This is a genomic window from Alicyclobacillus fodiniaquatilis (genome assembly GCF_042678105.1).
Taxonomy (GTDB): domain Bacteria; phylum Bacillota; class Bacilli; order Alicyclobacillales; family Alicyclobacillaceae; genus Alicyclobacillus; species Alicyclobacillus fodiniaquatilis.
Genome location: NZ_JBHUCX010000016.1, coordinates 1 through 16,750, shown reverse-complemented (window position 1 = coordinate 16,750; position 16,750 = coordinate 1). Strand labels below are relative to the sequence as shown.

The window sequence follows — 16,750 nt, the reverse complement described above, 5'->3', positions numbered from 1 at the left end:
CCCGTGTATGCAAAGCATCGGTCGTTGATCATGCTTCATGCCGCCACGTAGATTTTTCTTCCAATTGAAAAAGTGGAGTTCATAGCCTGGCTTGGGGAGGGGGGAATTGTGTCCATTGCTCTAGTTCCGTACCATGATTTCGCCGTGTTCGCTAACAAATCCACCAAATACTTGAAAACATGCCCCGGTCAATGACCTCAATCACCTAATCGTCGAAATCCGGGTTAGACGAAGTAGTGCAGGAATTTAAAAACCGCCCACTTGAGGGGACATACCCATATCTATGGTTGGATGCGACATTCCCGAGAGTCCGTGAAGGCGGACGAGTTCAGAGTATGGCATTTGTAATTGCAATTGGCGTGCGAGACACCGGTGAGCGTGAGGTGTTGGGGTTTGACATTGGGACTAGTGAGGATGGCTCGTTTTGGCTGACATTCATCCGAAGTCTGGTTGCGCGTGGGTTGCGTGGTGTACAGCTGGTAATTAGTGATGCTCACGAAGGACTGCGCAGTGCGATTGGCTCTGCGTTGACCGGAGCGACCTGGCAGCGCTGTCGAGTTCATACAATACGCAACATCCTCAGCCAGGTGCCTAGAGCGTCGCAACCGATGGTCTCGTCTATTGTCCGGACCATATTCGCTCAGCCAACACAGGAAACAGCCAAACAGCAACTGGATGTGGTCGTAGAGCAACTTCGTGGAAAGTTTCCAAAGGCGATGGATGTCTTGGAACGTGCAGAGGAAGACGTGCTAGCGTACATGGCATTCCCGAAGGAACACTGGAAACAGATATGCTCGACAAACCCACTTGAGCGCTTAAATCGTGAACTCAGGCGACGCTTCGATGTCGTTGGTATCTTCCCGAACCGAGAGTCTGTCATTCGTCTAGGCGGAGCAATCCTCCAGGAACAGAACGATGAATGGATTGTAGCAAGGCGCTACTTTAGCCGAGAGTCAATGGCAAAACTCATGAGCACTCAAGAACCGCAATTACTGGCGCCAACGTCAGTTTTGCATAAATAGCCGACACGAAGTGGTTGCACTCAATTTACACCACTTGACGGGACACCACCCCGACCTTCTCTGATTACAGGAAAATCTGGACGTCGTACAACTTCATAAGCTTTGTTTAACCCAATACCCATTATTTGCGCTACTTGTTTCACTGTTAACGTTAAGGGGAAATCGCTCGGGACCGTTTCCATACTTTCACCTTCCACAAGTCTTTACGAGCACACATCATTTCGGCATCATGGTACCATTTCGCAACACCTCATAGGTCCGCCCACGCCAATTGACTGGTTTGTATGTCGCAGACAACTTGTTTGAGATGGCCAAGTGTTCACCTAATAGTGCTTTTTATCATCAAGCGCCGGTTTTCAAGTCCACAGAATGCGTTTTTTTGAGTATGTACTAGTGTGTAAGAATCCAGCACCAGCGCGGGTTTTCGTGACCTGAGACATCTGCTTATTTAATGAATTTGGGTGAGTTAGGCACACAACAGGCACACGAAAAAGTTCCTCTACGCAACTTAAAAAACGCAAAACAAATGGAATTAATATACGTAAGTAATTTCGAAATTTAATCAGTTAAAATATTGCGTTGTTCTGTAGCTAAAATCCGCCGGGTAAGTCGGAGGCCTTGCGGCCTCCTTCTCCCCTAAGAACTGCATGTAACAGTTTCCCGTTATGCAGCTCAAGCCATCCTGCAGTTGGCTCGTCAAGCGCCTACTGACTGTTTCCCTTGCCAGACGACTTGTCCATCAACAATGCTTTCCTGGTTGGAAAGGTAGCGTTCTGGATGGTCGGGCAGGGTATCATAGTCCTTGATGGAGCGATACTTTTCGTAGCACCATCGGTGAGTGACGACTACATTTTCAATCGTGTTGTGCCCACCTAATCGTTCGGGAATCATTCGAGCGAATAGGATGTCATTATCTCCGTTGACCTGCCAGCGACGGAAGTGTTCTGCCGATATATGGCATCCGCATAGAGCACATCTGCCACTCGTTTTGCGCACCACTTTCTTCTGGAAACCAGTCAATCGTTTGAGCAGTAGTTGTTCTCGTCTTGCCTCAAAGTATTCGTGGTCACTCGGTCGATGAGGTGAACGCCGTCCCTGTATCTTGATGTGCCGAATGATGCGAACATCAGTCATGGTGGCTAGAGTAAACGAGCCATCCGAGAATACCCAGTTTCGGCTTCCGATTCGGGCAAAGTACCTCTGGTATAGCCACTTTGCACTCTTTTTGGGGTGACGTCGTTTTGCCCATCTCCACAGCATCTGGTTAATTCGATGGTCACAGTAGGCAAAGACCTTCTTGCTGACCTGTGTGCTGTAGTAGTTGCCCCATCCTCGAATAATTGGATTAAGCAACCGAATGACCAAGGATTGTTTGGCTGACTTGTTCGCGTCCAGTATGCCTTTGATTTTCCTCAGAACAGCGAGCTTACTGTCTTTGGCGGGTTTAATCAGCAACTGGCCCTTGTACTTGCGGACATGGAATCCAAGGAAGTCGAACCCGTCGTTGATGTGTGTTATATGCGTTTTCTCTAGACTGAGTTCGACCCCTACATTCTCCGAAAGCCACTGGGCGATGACCGGAACGAACTGTTCTGCTTGCTCCTTTGTTTTGCACGTGACAATGAAATCATCCGCATAGGTGACGATGTTGATGCCGGGGTTTGTACGACTACTTCCGAATTTCATTTGGAATGCCTTCTGCCGCAAGTCCTTCTCCATACCCTGCAGTGCGATGACCGCAAGTAACGGTGATAACAGGCCCCCCTGAGGCGTGCCACGGGTACTGGCTAGCAGTCCGTCTTCCGGGTCGAGAACAGGAGCTTTCAACATCCGTCTCGCGAACACACGGTCCTCCGAGGCCAATTTGGCCAAGAGTTTTGCATGGTCGACGTTGTCAAAATAGCCACGTATGTCCCCTTCGATGACCCACTGGGCAGAACCTGACTTGCAGAGGTTCGCGAAAACTTGACTGATGGCATCCCACGTTGACCGTTGTGGACGGAATCCGTACGTGTTGGGCGCAAACTGGATGTCCCATTCTGGTTCCATGGCCGCTTTATGAATGGCCTGACACACGCGATCATGAGTAGTTGGAATACCGAGCGGCCTGAGTTTCCCGTTTTTCTTGACGATATACACGCGCCGGACGGGTAAGGGGCGACTTCGGAGATTGACGATTCCACGTAGCTCGCGCCGTTTTTCCGGCGTGATGTACGTTTTTCCGTCTACTCCCGGTGTGCGGCGTCCCCGGTTTTCTTGCGTCACGTGCCGAATGGCCAGAAGTTTGGTGTGGTGGCTGGTACGGATGAGCCACTTGTAATGGCGCACAGCTTTACGATTGTTGTGTTCAACTGCGTGGGCCAGTTGTCGCTGTAACCTGAGAACGTGGCGTTCGATTTCCTTCCAGTCTATCCACTCGTCTGCATGCTCACTGGTGTCTGCTGTTTGAGCCTCTATCCATGCGCGCATGATTGCGTCTTCGTGGATTTCTCGGGGATTCTTACGAATGTGACCTGCTGACTCGTCTTGTGAGACGGCTTTTCGGTTCATAACAGGCCACTCCTTTCGTCTCATGCTACAGGATTCCCGGCTGGATGACCTTGGGCAAGTCTGCACGCTTTCGCGTCAGGGTATCTCAGCATTTCTGCCGCCCCTATCTGTCTCATTACAAGCCAGCCTTCGCTTTTTGCCCGTTCCTTTACCCCCTAGGGAATTCAGCGTCACTCGCGTTCCGCTTACTGTCCGGATTTCAGACAGACCCCATGGGGCTTACCTTGTTCCGTCGACAACCCATCTCTGAAGTGTGTAGGTGCCCCGAGTCCCGCGATAGCCCATGGAACTGCGAATCGCCAAAACGGGAGTGACGATTCCGGCTACTTGCCTTTTGGCCCAAGCGTATCAGAGTGTTTCGCTTGTCTTGCGTAACGCGGTTTAATATGGGGTTCACTGATGTTCACCATGCACTTCTCAACCTAGCTCCGGCCCGAATTCACTCTACCTGGCGCGGCTACATTGTTCCGTGAGCTATCGCAAGACCGCGTTACCACTGTCCCACGTCACGGTAGGTTCGCGTCCGCAGTTCTGGACGGGTGGATTCGCACCACATGATTACCGACGACTTTCAAGTCGCAGCCCGTTTGTGCAACAAATTTACTGCCATTTCTTTGAGTAGAACTGATTATATCGTTGCTCATCAAAAAGGCTCCCCAGAAAGAACTGAGAAGCCTAGTTCATGTGGCCCTGACGTGGGGATGTCTATCTTGGGCTTTGTCACCTTACGACTTTAAAAAATTTGCTCCCACGAAAATGGTTAACGAGACGAATCTCGAAATTGTGAACCCACGTGCGCATCGAAACATAGCGCGACAACTTTCCTAGAGAGAGAACAACGCGCAAATTATTCCTGGGATTCGAGCAGCGTGTCATCTGTCATTCCCACATACAATACATCCCAGCACACTGGACACAACGACACGTCTTCTCGTTCATCAACCGTGTCGTCTAAACTTTGACTTGAAATTACATAAAAACAATCGCAGTTCTTGCAGTATCCATCCATAATCATCATAGGATTTCCACGCCTGCCTGCTTTACTCCTGACTGTGATCGGTGTTATTTGCCAGAATTAACGCCTATCGTTCCACGAACAACGAGTTGATTTTCACGCATAGTGTCGGCTAGTCCCCCTGAGGGATAAAACGGTAACCGACTCCCGGTTCGGTAAGAATCAAATGCGGTCTCGTCGGATCCATTTCAATTTTCTTTCGTAAATTGCCAATATGAACCCTTACAGGCTGACTATCTGACTCGTAAAACTTGTCTCCCCATACCTGTTCAAACAGTGCACGATGTGTGATGACGCGCCCTGCATTTGTTGCCAGCACTTTCAGAAGCTCGTATTCAGTCGGTGTAAGTTTTACCTTCTCTCCGTTCAATTCAACGATTCTACGCGACACGTCAATGACGAGGGGGCCGAGAGACAGGATTGGCTCCTCGGTCGTCTTCGAAATATGTCGGAGGGCTACCCGTATCCGTGCCATTAGCTCACCCATACCGAAAGGCTTGGTGACGTAATCATCAGCGCCTATGTTCAACGCCTCAATTTTATCCTCCTCTTGATCTCTTGCTGTTAAGACAATCACAGGGACTTGTGACCACTCGCGAACACGACGGAGTACTTCTATACCTTCAATGTCGGGCAAGCCGAGATCGAGTACCACTAAGTCCGGTCGTATGGTGGAAATCTGTACAATACCGTCCTCGCCAGTTTCCGCTTCACTCACCTGAAATCCGTGGGCTTGTAAGCTAATCCGCAGTAACTTTCGGATTTGAGCCTCGTCATCAACCACGAGGATCTTTGACGATTCAGACATACTCTACACCTACTTCTTCTCCAAGAATCGGTTCCGTTGGTTGCTTTTCACTAGTTGTGAGGGGAAGCAGAATTACAAATGTTGTCCCCTTGTCCCCGTTTGATTCCGCACTGATGCTGCCACCATGCGCTTCAACGATCCCTTTACAAATAGCTAAACCAAGACCGGTTCCTGGGATGTTCATTGCCCTCTCAGAACGATGAAATTTATCAAAGATACGCGTGATATCCTCCTTTGGGATTCCAATGCCTTCATCCGCCACGGCAATGGAGAGCCGAGTTTTAAAACGTCTTACCGTGACGGTAATTTGACTCTTTTTGGGTGAGTACTTAATCGCGTTACTCAACAGATTCACCATGACTTGTTCCAACAGGGCATCGTCCACAGCAATTCGCTCGATGTCCGTGTCGATGTCGACCCGAATCTGTCTATCCTGCAACCCTTCACGCAATTGTCGAACCGCTGCATCTACAATTTCTCCGATACTACAGAGTCTCTTTCGCAACTTTAACATTCCACTTTCGAGACGTACCATTCCAAGTAGGTTTGTCACCAAACGATTCATTCGCAGCGCACCTTCTCGAATGGTAGCCAAGAGTTCAGCCCTATCTGTTGCACTAAATACCTCTCCAGTTTCTGTTAAGGCTGTAACCGATCCGATGATTGTCGCAAGCGGAGTCCGAAGTTCATGGGAAAGCGAATCCAGTATGGAATTCCTCAATCTTTCCGATTCGGCGGTTAAGTGAGCGATTTTTGCTTCTTCGGCGAGTTGAACCCTTGCAATTGCAATAGCGGCGAGTCGAGACAGCGCCTCAACTAATCGAACGCGGTCAGCGTCAAGAGTTTCCAGCCGACCAACGTTTGCGGCGAGAACCCCGTACGTATGTTCTTCCGTTCTCAGGGGGAGGTACAAGTCGGGCGATTCACGGAGCGTGTCAGTACCCCGTCCAGCCGTCTCTCCGGTGCGATATACCCATTTCGCAACCGTCGTTTCCGATGGGGTTCTGCCCCATGTGGCTTGCTCGTTGGAATGAGCTGCTAACGTCAACTCGCCTTCCGCATCCGGGAGAAAAATCCCGACGTCCGTATCTACTGTCTCCGAGATTTGACGTACAACGGTGTCTAACATCATCTGCAAGTCTCCAATGGCCGTGATTTCTCGACTTAGGGCATACAAAGTGGAAGTTACCGACTCACGGTGCTTAACCGTATTGAGTTGTTGACGTAATCGGAAGGCAAGACCTGCAGTGAGTGTCGCCACTGTCAGAAAGACCGCAAATGATAAGAGATATCTCACATCAGACACGGCAAAGGTATAAAATGGCGGTACAAAAAACCAATCAAAGACGATTAGGCCCGCTCCAGCGGCATAAAATGAGGGCCCGATACCCCATCGAGCCGCACTAATCAGTACTGGCAGCAAATAGATCAGTGCAATATTCACTAGATTGTACGGACTCCGTAAAGGATGGAGCAAAATCGTTAACGCCGCAACGAATAGCGTGACAAGTATATAAGATGACCAATTTACGGTTCCCTGTGTTCGCATTACTTTCGAGGTGATTCGCTGCGACACGCCTTGCTCTTGCTTACCGGGAATTACGTGAATGCTGATGCCCAAACTATTGCGAATGACCTCGTCCACAACAGATCCGCGGAACCATTCTGCAATCCTGGATTGCCTCGGTTTGCCCATGACAATTTCTCTAACGTTACGCTTCCTTGCAAGATGGATAATCTCGTCAGCCACCCTGTTGCCCGTTAACACGACGATTTCTCCCCCGAGTTCCTCTACCATCCGCAAATTATCGTCGAGATGTACTAGCTCTCTGTTGTTTCTCGCCCGTTGCCGGGGTGTTTCAACATACACCGCCATCCAATCAACCTTCAATTTAACGGCAAGTTGTCGAGTAAAGCGAATGAGTTCCGTGGAGAATGGGCTCGCGCTCACGCAAACCATAACCTTCTCGGCCACGGGCCAAGGGCCACTAATGTCCTTTGATTGCATATAGTCTTCCAATTGGCGGTCTACACGGTGAGCGGTGTAACGCAAAGCCATCTCCCGAAGTGCAATCAGATTCCCTCGGCGATAAAACTTCTCCAATTCGTCTACGCTTAGGCCGTGGATGCGTACCTTTCCTGCATGAAACCGCTCAATGATGGCTTCCGGAGGAAGGTCGACCAACTGAATTTTATTCACACGTTCCAAAAACTTATCCGGCACAGTCTGTGTTAATCTTGCCCCAGTTACTTTTGTAATGATGTCGCTGTAACTTTCAATTTCGTATATGTTAAGCGTCGTGTAGACATCAATACCTGCCGCTAAGAGCGATTCAACCTCTTGATATCGTTTTGCTCGAGTGGCACCTTCACCGTTCGTATAAGCTAAATCATCCACAACCACCAAATCAGGCTTTTGACGCACAATTTCATCAATGTCCAAGCCATCTGTCTGTAACGAGCTTCGCTCACAAAAGTTTTCCAATAAGGTCATTTCAGTAATCGCTCTAGGCAGTCCTTCGAACGACAAGCAGCCGATGACCACATCCGTGCCTTCGTGTTCTAATTCCTGGGCGGCTCGCAGCATGGCGATTGTTTTTCCCACGCCGCTCACCGCCCCGATGAATACGGTAAACTCGCCGCGGGAAACGGTCTTCATTTTATGCACCTACTTAGGTCCCTAGAATTCGAAACCACATACAAATCAACAAACTCTGCATTCTCCATAACGTAGTCCACCGGATTTCCTTGCAATCTCCCCAGCCAGTTACGATTCTGCAGAGGTTGACCAATTACGATTTGAGATACACCTAATTCCTTGGCTACTTGAACAATGGTTTCACCGACAGCTCGCTCGTTTGCCTTCTCTGTAATAAAAGTTGCGTCAAATTGTTGGCTAAGTTGTTTGATCCGCTCTAAGTCCCTCTGTTCATATTCAGTCATATCATGATCGGATAACACAACCAGAACATACAACTTTGCCTTGTACCGATCCGCAATACGCCAACCCCGCCGGATGAGTTTCTCGGAGTGAGGCCGGTAGTTGACGCAGACTAAAATGCTTTCATTTTGCTTATATCCCCGGTTCCCATTTTCCTTCATACGTTGTTGGTCAAGCCTCTGATCGACGTCGTCAGCTACTTCCAAAAGTGCAATTTCACGGAGGGCGGACAGGTTTCCCAAGCGAAAAAAGTTGTTCAGCGCGCGGTCAACTTTATCCAACGTATAAATCTTTCCGTCCATGAGGCGTTGTTGCAACGTTTCTGGAGTCACATCAATCAACTTTACTTCGCGGGCTAGGTCCATGAACCAGTCAGGCACCCGTTCACGAACTCGAACTCCAGTGATGTGCTCCACCTTGTCTCGCAAACTCTCCAAATGCTGAATATTAACAGCGGTTACGACATTGATGCCATGTTCAAGAATGTACTCTACATCTTGATATCGCTTCTCTCTTTCACATCCTGGCACGTTCGTGTGAGCCAACTCATCGATGAGTACAATTTTGGGGTTTCGTTTCAGAATCCCTTCGACATCTAGCTCCTCGTAGGTCCGACCCTCAATGGAAATCGTTCGCTTTCGCAGCACTTCTAAATTTCCGATTTGAGAAGCGGTATCAGAGCGCCCGTGCGTTTCAATCAGTCCAATAACGACGTCAATGCCTTTCTGCAACCAGTCGTTGGCATCCTGAAGCATCTTATATGTCTTTCCAACCCCCGGAGCGGCGCCGACATAGATTGTAAGATTTCCTTTCCGAGCCGATTTGCGCTTCGACCCTTCAAGGCGTGAAGGTTGTGTCATGTTTTTCTGTCTCCCTGCCAATGATGTTATTCTTTCCATCCCACGATGCGTAAATCGACATACTTCATGTTTTGCATAAGGTACTTTACGGGATTGTCGCGCCAAAACGCCCATTTCGTATTGCTTTTAGGCTGGCCGATGACAATTTGAGTGATGTTGAATCGGTCTGCGACGTCCATGATGACCTCTCCAATTTTTCGGTCGTTTCGTTGTTCAACAATGTGCTCGGCGTAATATTTCCCACTGATCTCACGAAGCTTCGTCAGTTTCAATTTTTCCTTCTCAGGTAAATCGTTTTGGGAACCATCAATAATGGTGAGCACCAATAATTCCGCTTTCATTCGTTCCGCCATTCGACTGCCTTTTTCCACGAGCTTATCGGAGCGCTCCAAGTAGTTCGCGCACACCAGAATCGTTTCTCGCGCACCAACCGGTCCAGGTATCTTCGTTCGGTCATAAGATTGCTGCAAGCGTTCATCAACGTCATCAGCGACCTCGCGTAAAGCCAATTCCCGCAAGGCGGACAAATTTGTCAAACGGAAGAAGTTATTCAGCGCCTGATTCACTTTGTCCATAGAGTAGATGCTTCCATCACGAAGTCTTTGCCGGAGTGTCTCTGGCGTCACGTCAATGACTTCAATTTCAGATGCGCGTTTCACAAAAGTCCGTGGGATAATTTCACGGACCTTAATCCCGGTCATTTCTTCGGCGTCTTCATGTGCACCTTCAATGTGCTGGACATTCACGGCCGTCAACACGTCGATGCCGTGGTCGAGAATGTATTCCACATCCATATAACGTTTCTCGTTCTTGGAACCTGGTACATTGGTGTGGGCTAACTCGTCGATCACAACGACATCGGGGTTTCGGGCGACAACGGCTTCTATGTCGACCTCCTGAAACGTTCGGCCTCGAAAGTCTAGCAGGGTGCACGGGATAATTTCGAGATTGCCGATCTGAGCGGCTGTTTCCGGCCTGCCGTGAAATTCAATATATCCGATGACGACGTCTAATCCCCTATCACGAAGCGCATTCGCCTCACGCAGCATCGTGTACGTTTTGCCTACGCCAGGAGCAGCGCCAATAAATAAGCGCAGTTTTCCGATTTTCCGCGAACCGCTTTTAGTTAGGACCTCCTGGGACTCGGATTCCCCTCTGTTCCCCTCATCCATAATCACGCATCTTTCACCCTAACACTTTGGGTTACACGCAAATCTTCCCCGGAACTTATCCCGAGGAAGACATTGGTGTTTTCATATGCAATCTTATTAGTTTATCGGCCGATTTGCTTTTCAAGCGCCAAATTTAATTTCATAACGTTCACCATCCGTATTCCCCATATTCCCAGTGATGGTCCTTGTTCATTCTGTGCAACGAGCGTTTGCAGAGAAGATTGACTCAATCCCGTCGCTTTTGCAATGCGGGGAATCTGCAACATCGCGTCCTGGATGGTAATGTCGGGATCAAGTCCGGATGCCGAGGACTCAACCATGTCTGGTGGAATGGATGAGGTGGGCGTACCTGCCGCCGCGCCGTCACTCTTGATGTTCCCTTGCACTTCTTGAATCAATTTTGGATCCGTTGGCCCGTAGTTGGAACCGCCCGAACCATTCGCTGCATATTTTACAGCCGAAGGTCTTGGCCAAAACAAACGTGGATCCGTCACAGGCTCTGCGATCAGCTCCGACCCTACAACCTTGCCGTTATACGTTACCATGCTGCCTTTGGACTGAAACGGAAACAATACATTGCTTATTCCCGTGACAACGAGTGGATAGATCAAACCTAGTAATATCGCGAAGACAATGGTGAATCGTATCGAACGCCATACGTTGGTCATTCCTGTTTCCTCCTTCAACAAGTGACTCACGGTACCAAGCTGGTACCGTTGAGTCATCTCGCGAACACTTAAATATTAGCGAGCCCCAGGGCAGTGATGATGAGGTCGATCACTTTAATGCCGATAAACGGCACAATCACGCCACCGATACCATACAGGAAAATGTTTCGCACGAGCATTGACGTTGCACTCATCGGCCGATACTTGACACCCTTCATCGCCAAAGGAATCAAGAGCGGAATGATGATTGCGTTAAAGATGAGCGCCGACAAAATGGCACTATGTGGACTGGTCAGGAACATGATGTTCAGGACGTGCAACTGCGGTACCATGACAGCGAAAATCGCAGGGATGATGGCAAAGTACTTCGCCACGTCGTTTGCAATCGAGAATGTCGTAATGGCGCCTCGCGTAATGAGCAACTGCTTACCAATCGATACAACCTCGATGAGCTTGGTTGGGTCGGAGTCGAGGTCCACCATGTTACCCGCTTCTTTTGCAGCCGTCGTTCCCGTGTTCATGGCCAAACCAACGTCCGCCTGCGCAAGTGCAGGCGCATCGTTTGTACCGTCACCCGACATGGCAACCAGCTTGCCTTGCGCTTGTTCATCCTTGATTAAACGCATCTTGTCTTCCGGTTTCGCTTCGGCAATAAAGTCGTCAACGCCAGCTTCAAGTGCAATGGTTGCTGCTGTGAGCGGATTATCGCCTGTACACATGACCGTCTTAATGCCCATTCGGCGCAGCTCTTCAAACCGCTCCCGCATACCAGGTTTTACAATATCCTTCAGGTAAATTAGCCCGTAGACCTCATTGCCCTTGACCACGGCAAGCGGCGTTCCACCCTCGCGCGCAATCCGTTCTGTCTTCGCGTCGAGGTCCGACGGAACGACTCCTCCGTTCTCCCGAACGTATTTTTTAATGGCGTCCACGGCTCCCTTGCGGACCATCGTGCCATCCGCCAAGTTCAAACCACTCATACGCGTGTCAGCCGTAAACTCAATATTCTCGGCGTTTGTGTGCTTTTCACGCGCGATTTGGACGCCTTTTTCTCTACCTAAATCCACCACAGAACGACCTTCTGGGGTCTCGTCAAAGAGCGAAGACAATACGGCGACTTCCACCAGCTCTTGTTCGCTATGCGTACCCACCGGTGAAAATTCACTGGCCAAACGATTTCCAATAGTAATTGTTCCAGTCTTGTCCAGGATGAGCGTATTGACGTCACCCGCAGCCTCCACGGCCTTCCCTGACTTGGCGATGATGTTAAACCGAATGACACGGTCCATTCCGGCGATACCAATCGCCGACAACAAGGCACCAATAGTGGTCGGAATCAAACACACCAACAGGGCAATCAAAGTTGCAATGTCAATTCCGTGACTAGCCTTACTAAAGGTGCCTACATAGTGCGCCATGGGTTCGAGTGTTACTACGACAATCAAGAAGATGAGCGTCAAACCTGCCAGTAAAACGGACAGTGCCAACTCGTTTGGCGTCTTCTGACGACTTGCACCTTCGACCAAACCAATCATTTTGTCGAGGAACGACTCACCCGGATCAACGGTCACCTTAATGATGAGCTCATCGGACAGGAGTTTGGTTCCCCCTGTCACTGAACTGAAGTCACCGCCTGCTCCGCGAATCACCGGTGCAGATTCACCGGTAATCGCCGACTCATCCACGCTTCCGAGGCCTTGCAGCACTTCGCCATCCGCGGGAATCATTTCTCCCGCTTGAACCCGAACCGTGTCTCCCTTTCGGAGCGTCGTTGCCGGTACCGTTTCATATGTTCCATCTGGTCTCTTGCGACTAGCCACCAAATCCGTTTTCGTCTTTCGAAGTGACTCCGCCTGAGCTTTGCCGCGTCCTTCTGCGATGGCTTCTGCAAAATTTCCGAACAGAACAGTGATGAGCAGGATAATGCAAACAATCAAGTTAAAGATTCGCTCACCTGAACCATAATTTCCGCCGAAGAGATTCGGCGCGAAAGTGAGCAGTAAGGTAATGACAAACCCGATTTCTACAGTAAACATGACCGGGTTCTTCACCATGACACGCGGATTTAACTTTACAAACGACTCGACAATCGCTCGATTCACGATGTCGCTCGACATGGTTTTCGTCGCACTCTTTGCCATTTCGTATATCTCCTTTTCCCTAATGTCAGCGCTGGTCCGACTAAAATCAGGGGCTTACTTGACCTGACCACATTTGAATGTGCTCACCGATTGGACCAATCGCAAGAGCAGGGAAGAAGGTCAGCGCGCCGACAATCACTACGACTGCAATAAAAATGCCGCCGAACGAAAATGTGTCGGTCCGGAGTGTACCAGGGCTTTCCGGAATCACGGCTTTTTTCGCCAACGAACCCGCAATAGCAAACATGGCGATCATAGAAATGTACCGACCGAGAAGCATCACCAGTCCAATGGAGACGTTATAAAATGTTGTGTTTCCGTTTAGACCAGCAAACGCGGAACCATTATTTGCAGCCCCTGAAGTGTAGGCATACAGTACTTCTGAAAAGCCGTGAAGGTACGAGTTGTTCATGGAGGAAACCCCCATGTGCGTGGCAACCGCAATGGCTGTCGGGACCAAGATCACAAACGGGTGCACTAACATGGCTGTCGTCGCCAACTTGATTTCTTTCGCCTCAATTTTCTTGCCGAAAATCTCTGGTGTGCGTCCCACCATCAGACCGGACAAGAACACGGTTATCAGCATGAACATGATGATGTTCAAGAGCCCAACACCCTGGCCGCCAAATACCATGTTGAACATCATGAACAGGATGGGTACAAATCCACCCATTGGCGTCAAACTGTCGTGCATCGCGTTTACAGCGCCTGTGGTATATGACGTTGTTGCTGCCACGAACAGACTGCTAAGCGGTATACCAAACCTTACCTCTTTGCCTTCCATGTTTGGCCCGGTGATGCCCAGTACATTGTGAAGAATCGGGTTGCCAGCAGCTTCACTTCCGTAAACAAGGAACGCTCCGGCAAGTACCATGGCAGTCAACAAAACGTACAATACCGTTGCTTGTTTACGATTGCGCAGAAACCGTCCGAATGTAGCGATCAAGGCTGTTGGGATAAGTCCCATCAGGAAAATTTCAATGACTGTTGTCAGTGCCGACGGATCTTCGAAGGGATGGGCAGAGTTGGCGTTAAAATACCCTCCACCGTTCGTACCCAGTTGCTTGATTGCCTCTAGTGAAGCGACCGGTCCGCGGGATATCGTTTGTGTCGCACCTTGAAGGGTGTGTGCGGTTTGCGCCCCAAGCAAAGTTTCTGGTAATCCCAATCCGACTAAAACGACGGCCGCGATAAAGGCAAACGGCAACAATACACGGGTGTGGATTTTCACCATATCAACCCAAAAGTTGCCCACTGAGTTTGACCGATTATTGACGAGAGCCCGCAAAAACGCGATTGCTGCGACAAACCCCGTTGCAGCGGATGTAAATTGCAAGTACGTGATGCCAAGCATTTGACCCAGGTAAGTCATGGATGCCTCACCGCCGTAGTTCTGCCAGTTCGTATTTGTGATGAAGCTGGCTGCGGTGTTAAATGCGAGCGCCCATGGCATCGAAGGAATGTGGTCCGGATTCAAAGGGAGATGTCCCATAACCCGAAACAGCACATATACAAACAACATCATGACTAGGTTCACGAGCAACAAAGACTTCAAGTAAGCCTTCCAATCCATTTCTACCGATGGATTGGCTCCCACGAGCTTGTAGAGCAATCGCTCGACTGGCCCATAAACAGGTTCAAGCCAACTCCTCTTACCTGTAAACACGCGGTACAGATATCCGCCAAGTGGAATTCCCACAATTAAAATGATCGCAATGACAGATAATATTTGAAGACTCCCAAGCAACGTCAACGAAGTTCACTCCTTTAATCACATTCGACCGGGACGATCTAGAATTTTTCAGGATTAAATATGACGTATGTGAGGTAACCCATAAGCACAACGGATATCGCGAGCAAGACCCACACGATGCAATCCTCCCCATAAGGAAATTCAGTGTATCAAGGCAAGTTCCGATGGTTAGACCTTGTCAAAGATTCGCAGCAAGAGCGCAAACAGTCCGAAGGTCACCGCGATTAGTCCTAAAGACACAATATCCCCCATGTTTCTCTCCTCCCGGGTGTTAATATCTGGGTGATGTTAGTGTCATCTCCCTGCTCCCTGCCTATACACCCTATATAGGTTTAAAACCGCCTGACGCAGATTTTAGGGCAGAAACGTGTAAAGAGGGCATAAAGATTTGAGGGCAATATATAAAGAAAATATAAAATCATACACGACAAGTTGTATAAAATTTAGTTATTTTCAGGCGCTATCAAGTGACGTATTCGCAAGATCAAGTCACACCAATCAGCTACCGAAGGTCGAGAATACGGAAATGCGCCGCCCCAAACGGAGCGGCGCACCACTGCTAACATCAATGGTTCCCTAGCCTCTGAAACGACACGATCAGCTTGTCACGCGCCTTTCTAACATTAACAATCCGAATTTCTTGTCGATTGGCTAACATTCCTAGTTCCTTTAACATCAGTTCGTTTTGTGGTTGCTCTAACTTTGATAAAATAACAGTCTCCAATTCCTTCCTCATCCTTCTAAGTCCCCTTAAACGGTATATATCCGATCTAAAGATGTGCGATACTCGTGGTCGTGAGTTATTCAGAATCTATAAGTCCCGATGGGGTATTCATTGCCTCTCTTACTTGCTGGTAAACCTGGTTAATAGGAAATGGCGTAAACAAGACGGTACAGTCCTCGTACCAAGGGGAGTTCATCCACTCTTCGTATACCTTATCGTCGGTGTCTTCGAACCAATAGGCGATAAGATGCCGCTCGCCCTGGTCATAGCTCCACACAGCGCCAAACCAGCGCTCTCGCTGAACTGTCACGTCTACCATGTTGCCTCGACATGCGAAATAAAGCCGTTCATCATTGTGATTCATGTTAATCCCCTCTTATAATTTGCTGTTTAATCGACTAACACCCGGGTGTGCTCCTTTACCCAGTTAACAATCTAAAGGCACGCAACTCGTGATAGACGTCAGCGGGGAAAGAGAACCGTCTCTCTTATAGGTACGACACCGGTTTGTTACGAGCCAATAAAACAGGCACCTTTGCGTGAGCAGCGACACTCCGGCTGACGCTGCCTGAAACGAGTTCTCTTAAAATGGTCTTGCTCGGATTACCAACCACAATCAAATCACAGTCATGGTCCATCGCGGCTTGACATATCACTTTGGCCGGTGCAGTTCCCGTTCTGTGTTCGAAATGTACACGATTGCTTACGTCTTTAAAGAATTCCTTCTCGATTTTTCGACGAATTTTCGACGCTAACTCCTTTTCGTATTCCATACCGAGTAATGGTCCATGTCCGAACCTGCTCGTAACAAATTCCGTCACATATATCGCTACTACCTCGGCTTGTGGATATGCACTCAACAGGTCCCGCGTAACACGGGACGCATTCTCTGACAATCGTGAATGGTTGACACACAACAGAATCTTTTTCATGCGTAATCCTCCCGACGAAACAAAACGGTTCTAGAATCCTCATGGTGGAACACCACGATTCTAGGAGCGTGTCCGAGTAATTCTTGAAGTTTCCCAACAGGGAATTTTCGGATCAACAACGAAGTATCCTGTACTGGGATTCACAATGGAGGCTTCGACTCTTG

11 protein-coding genes and 1 pseudogene are annotated in these 16,750 nt (G+C 49.1%); 1 reads left to right on the top strand and 11 read right to left on the bottom strand.

Annotated elements, in window-relative coordinates; all coding sequences use genetic code 11:
• Nucleotides 1-224: 224 nt before the first annotated feature.
• Nucleotides 225-1,022, top strand: a pseudogene (locus tag ACFSB2_RS05115) (IS256 family transposase); the annotation flags it as partial.
• A gap of 696 nt (nucleotides 1,023-1,718) precedes the next feature.
• Here the strand turns inward: ACFSB2_RS05115 and ltrA are convergent.
• The 11 genes from ltrA to ACFSB2_RS05060 form a co-directional block, all read right to left on the bottom strand.
• Nucleotides 1,719-3,572 carry a group II intron reverse transcriptase/maturase gene (gene ltrA, locus ACFSB2_RS05110; RefSeq protein ID WP_377941815.1) on the bottom strand — a complete coding sequence of 618 codons (1,854 nt, stop codon included), beginning with the start codon at nucleotides 3,570-3,572 and terminating at the stop codon, nucleotides 1,719-1,721.
• A gap of 1,127 nt (nucleotides 3,573-4,699) precedes the next feature.
• The gene (locus ACFSB2_RS05105) at nucleotides 4,700-5,395 is read right to left on the bottom strand and encodes a response regulator (RefSeq protein ID WP_377941813.1); all 696 of its coding nucleotides are present in this window, start codon (nucleotides 5,393-5,395) and stop codon (nucleotides 4,700-4,702) included.
• Complete coding sequence (locus ACFSB2_RS05100; RefSeq protein WP_377941811.1) at nucleotides 5,388-8,054, bottom strand: ATP-binding protein; 2,667 nt, start codon at nucleotides 8,052-8,054, stop codon at nucleotides 5,388-5,390. Before ACFSB2_RS05100 ends, ACFSB2_RS05105 begins: the two co-directional genes overlap by 8 nt.
• Entirely contained in the window at nucleotides 8,051-9,196 is a 1,146-nt protein-coding gene (locus tag ACFSB2_RS05095; protein WP_377941809.1) for a universal stress protein, read from the bottom strand. The genes ACFSB2_RS05100 and ACFSB2_RS05095 overlap by 4 nt, the downstream gene beginning before the upstream one ends.
• Nucleotides 9,197-9,222: 26 nt before the next feature.
• Nucleotides 9,223-10,368 carry a sensor histidine kinase KdpD gene (locus ACFSB2_RS05090; RefSeq protein ID WP_377941818.1) on the bottom strand — a complete coding sequence of 382 codons (1,146 nt, stop codon included), beginning with the start codon at nucleotides 10,366-10,368 and terminating at the stop codon, nucleotides 9,223-9,225.
• A gap of 101 nt (nucleotides 10,369-10,469) precedes the next feature.
• Nucleotides 10,470-11,036 carry a potassium-transporting ATPase subunit KdpC gene (gene kdpC, locus ACFSB2_RS05085; protein WP_377941808.1) on the bottom strand — a complete coding sequence of 189 codons (567 nt, stop codon included), beginning with the start codon at nucleotides 11,034-11,036 and terminating at the stop codon, nucleotides 10,470-10,472.
• A 68-nt stretch (nucleotides 11,037-11,104) separates the two neighbouring features.
• Nucleotides 11,105-13,177 (bottom strand): potassium-transporting ATPase subunit KdpB, encoded by a 2,073-nt coding sequence (gene kdpB, locus ACFSB2_RS05080; RefSeq protein WP_377941806.1) that lies wholly within the window; start codon nucleotides 13,175-13,177, stop codon nucleotides 11,105-11,107.
• A 46-nt stretch (nucleotides 13,178-13,223) separates the two neighbouring features.
• Nucleotides 13,224-14,930, bottom strand: coding sequence for a potassium-transporting ATPase subunit KdpA (gene kdpA, locus ACFSB2_RS05075; RefSeq protein ID WP_377941805.1), 1,707 nt, complete (start codon nucleotides 14,928-14,930; stop codon nucleotides 13,224-13,226).
• A gap of 38 nt (nucleotides 14,931-14,968) precedes the next feature.
• Nucleotides 14,969-15,046, bottom strand: a complete 78-nt coding sequence (gene kdpF, locus ACFSB2_RS05070; RefSeq protein WP_206918872.1) for a K(+)-transporting ATPase subunit F — start codon at nucleotides 15,044-15,046, stop codon at nucleotides 14,969-14,971.
• Between the two features lie 684 nt (nucleotides 15,047-15,730).
• Nucleotides 15,731-16,018, bottom strand: coding sequence for a hypothetical protein (locus tag ACFSB2_RS05065; RefSeq protein WP_377941804.1), 288 nt, complete (start codon nucleotides 16,016-16,018; stop codon nucleotides 15,731-15,733).
• 124 nt (nucleotides 16,019-16,142) lie between these two features.
• Nucleotides 16,143-16,586 carry a universal stress protein gene (locus tag ACFSB2_RS05060; protein WP_377941803.1) on the bottom strand — a complete coding sequence of 148 codons (444 nt, stop codon included), beginning with the start codon at nucleotides 16,584-16,586 and terminating at the stop codon, nucleotides 16,143-16,145.
• Nucleotides 16,587-16,750: the final 164 nt, after the last annotated feature.

Bases quoted from the DNA above. Each gene is read 5' to 3' on its own strand.
- ltrA (WP_377941815.1), bottom strand. From the start codon at position 3,572: ATGAACCGAAAAGCCGTCTCACAAGACGAGTCAGCAGGTCACATTCGT.
- ACFSB2_RS05105 (WP_377941813.1), bottom strand. From the start codon at position 5,395: ATGTCTGAATCGTCAAAGATCCTCGTGGTTGATGACGAGGCTCAAATC.
- ACFSB2_RS05100 (WP_377941811.1), bottom strand. From the start codon at position 8,054: ATGAAGACCGTTTCCCGCGGCGAGTTTACCGTATTCATCGGGGCGGTG.
- ACFSB2_RS05095 (WP_377941809.1), bottom strand. From the start codon at position 9,196: ATGACACAACCTTCACGCCTTGAAGGGTCGAAGCGCAAATCGGCTCGG.
- ACFSB2_RS05090 (WP_377941818.1), bottom strand. From the start codon at position 10,368: ATGGATGAGGGGAACAGAGGGGAATCCGAGTCCCAGGAGGTCCTAACT.
- kdpC (WP_377941808.1), bottom strand. From the start codon at position 11,036: ATGACCAACGTATGGCGTTCGATACGATTCACCATTGTCTTCGCGATA.
- kdpB (WP_377941806.1), bottom strand. From the start codon at position 13,177: ATGGCAAAGAGTGCGACGAAAACCATGTCGAGCGACATCGTGAATCGA.
- ACFSB2_RS05065 (WP_377941804.1), bottom strand. From the start codon at position 16,018: ATGAATCACAATGATGAACGGCTTTATTTCGCATGTCGAGGCAACATG.
- ACFSB2_RS05060 (WP_377941803.1), bottom strand. From the start codon at position 16,586: ATGAAAAAGATTCTGTTGTGTGTCAACCATTCACGATTGTCAGAGAAT.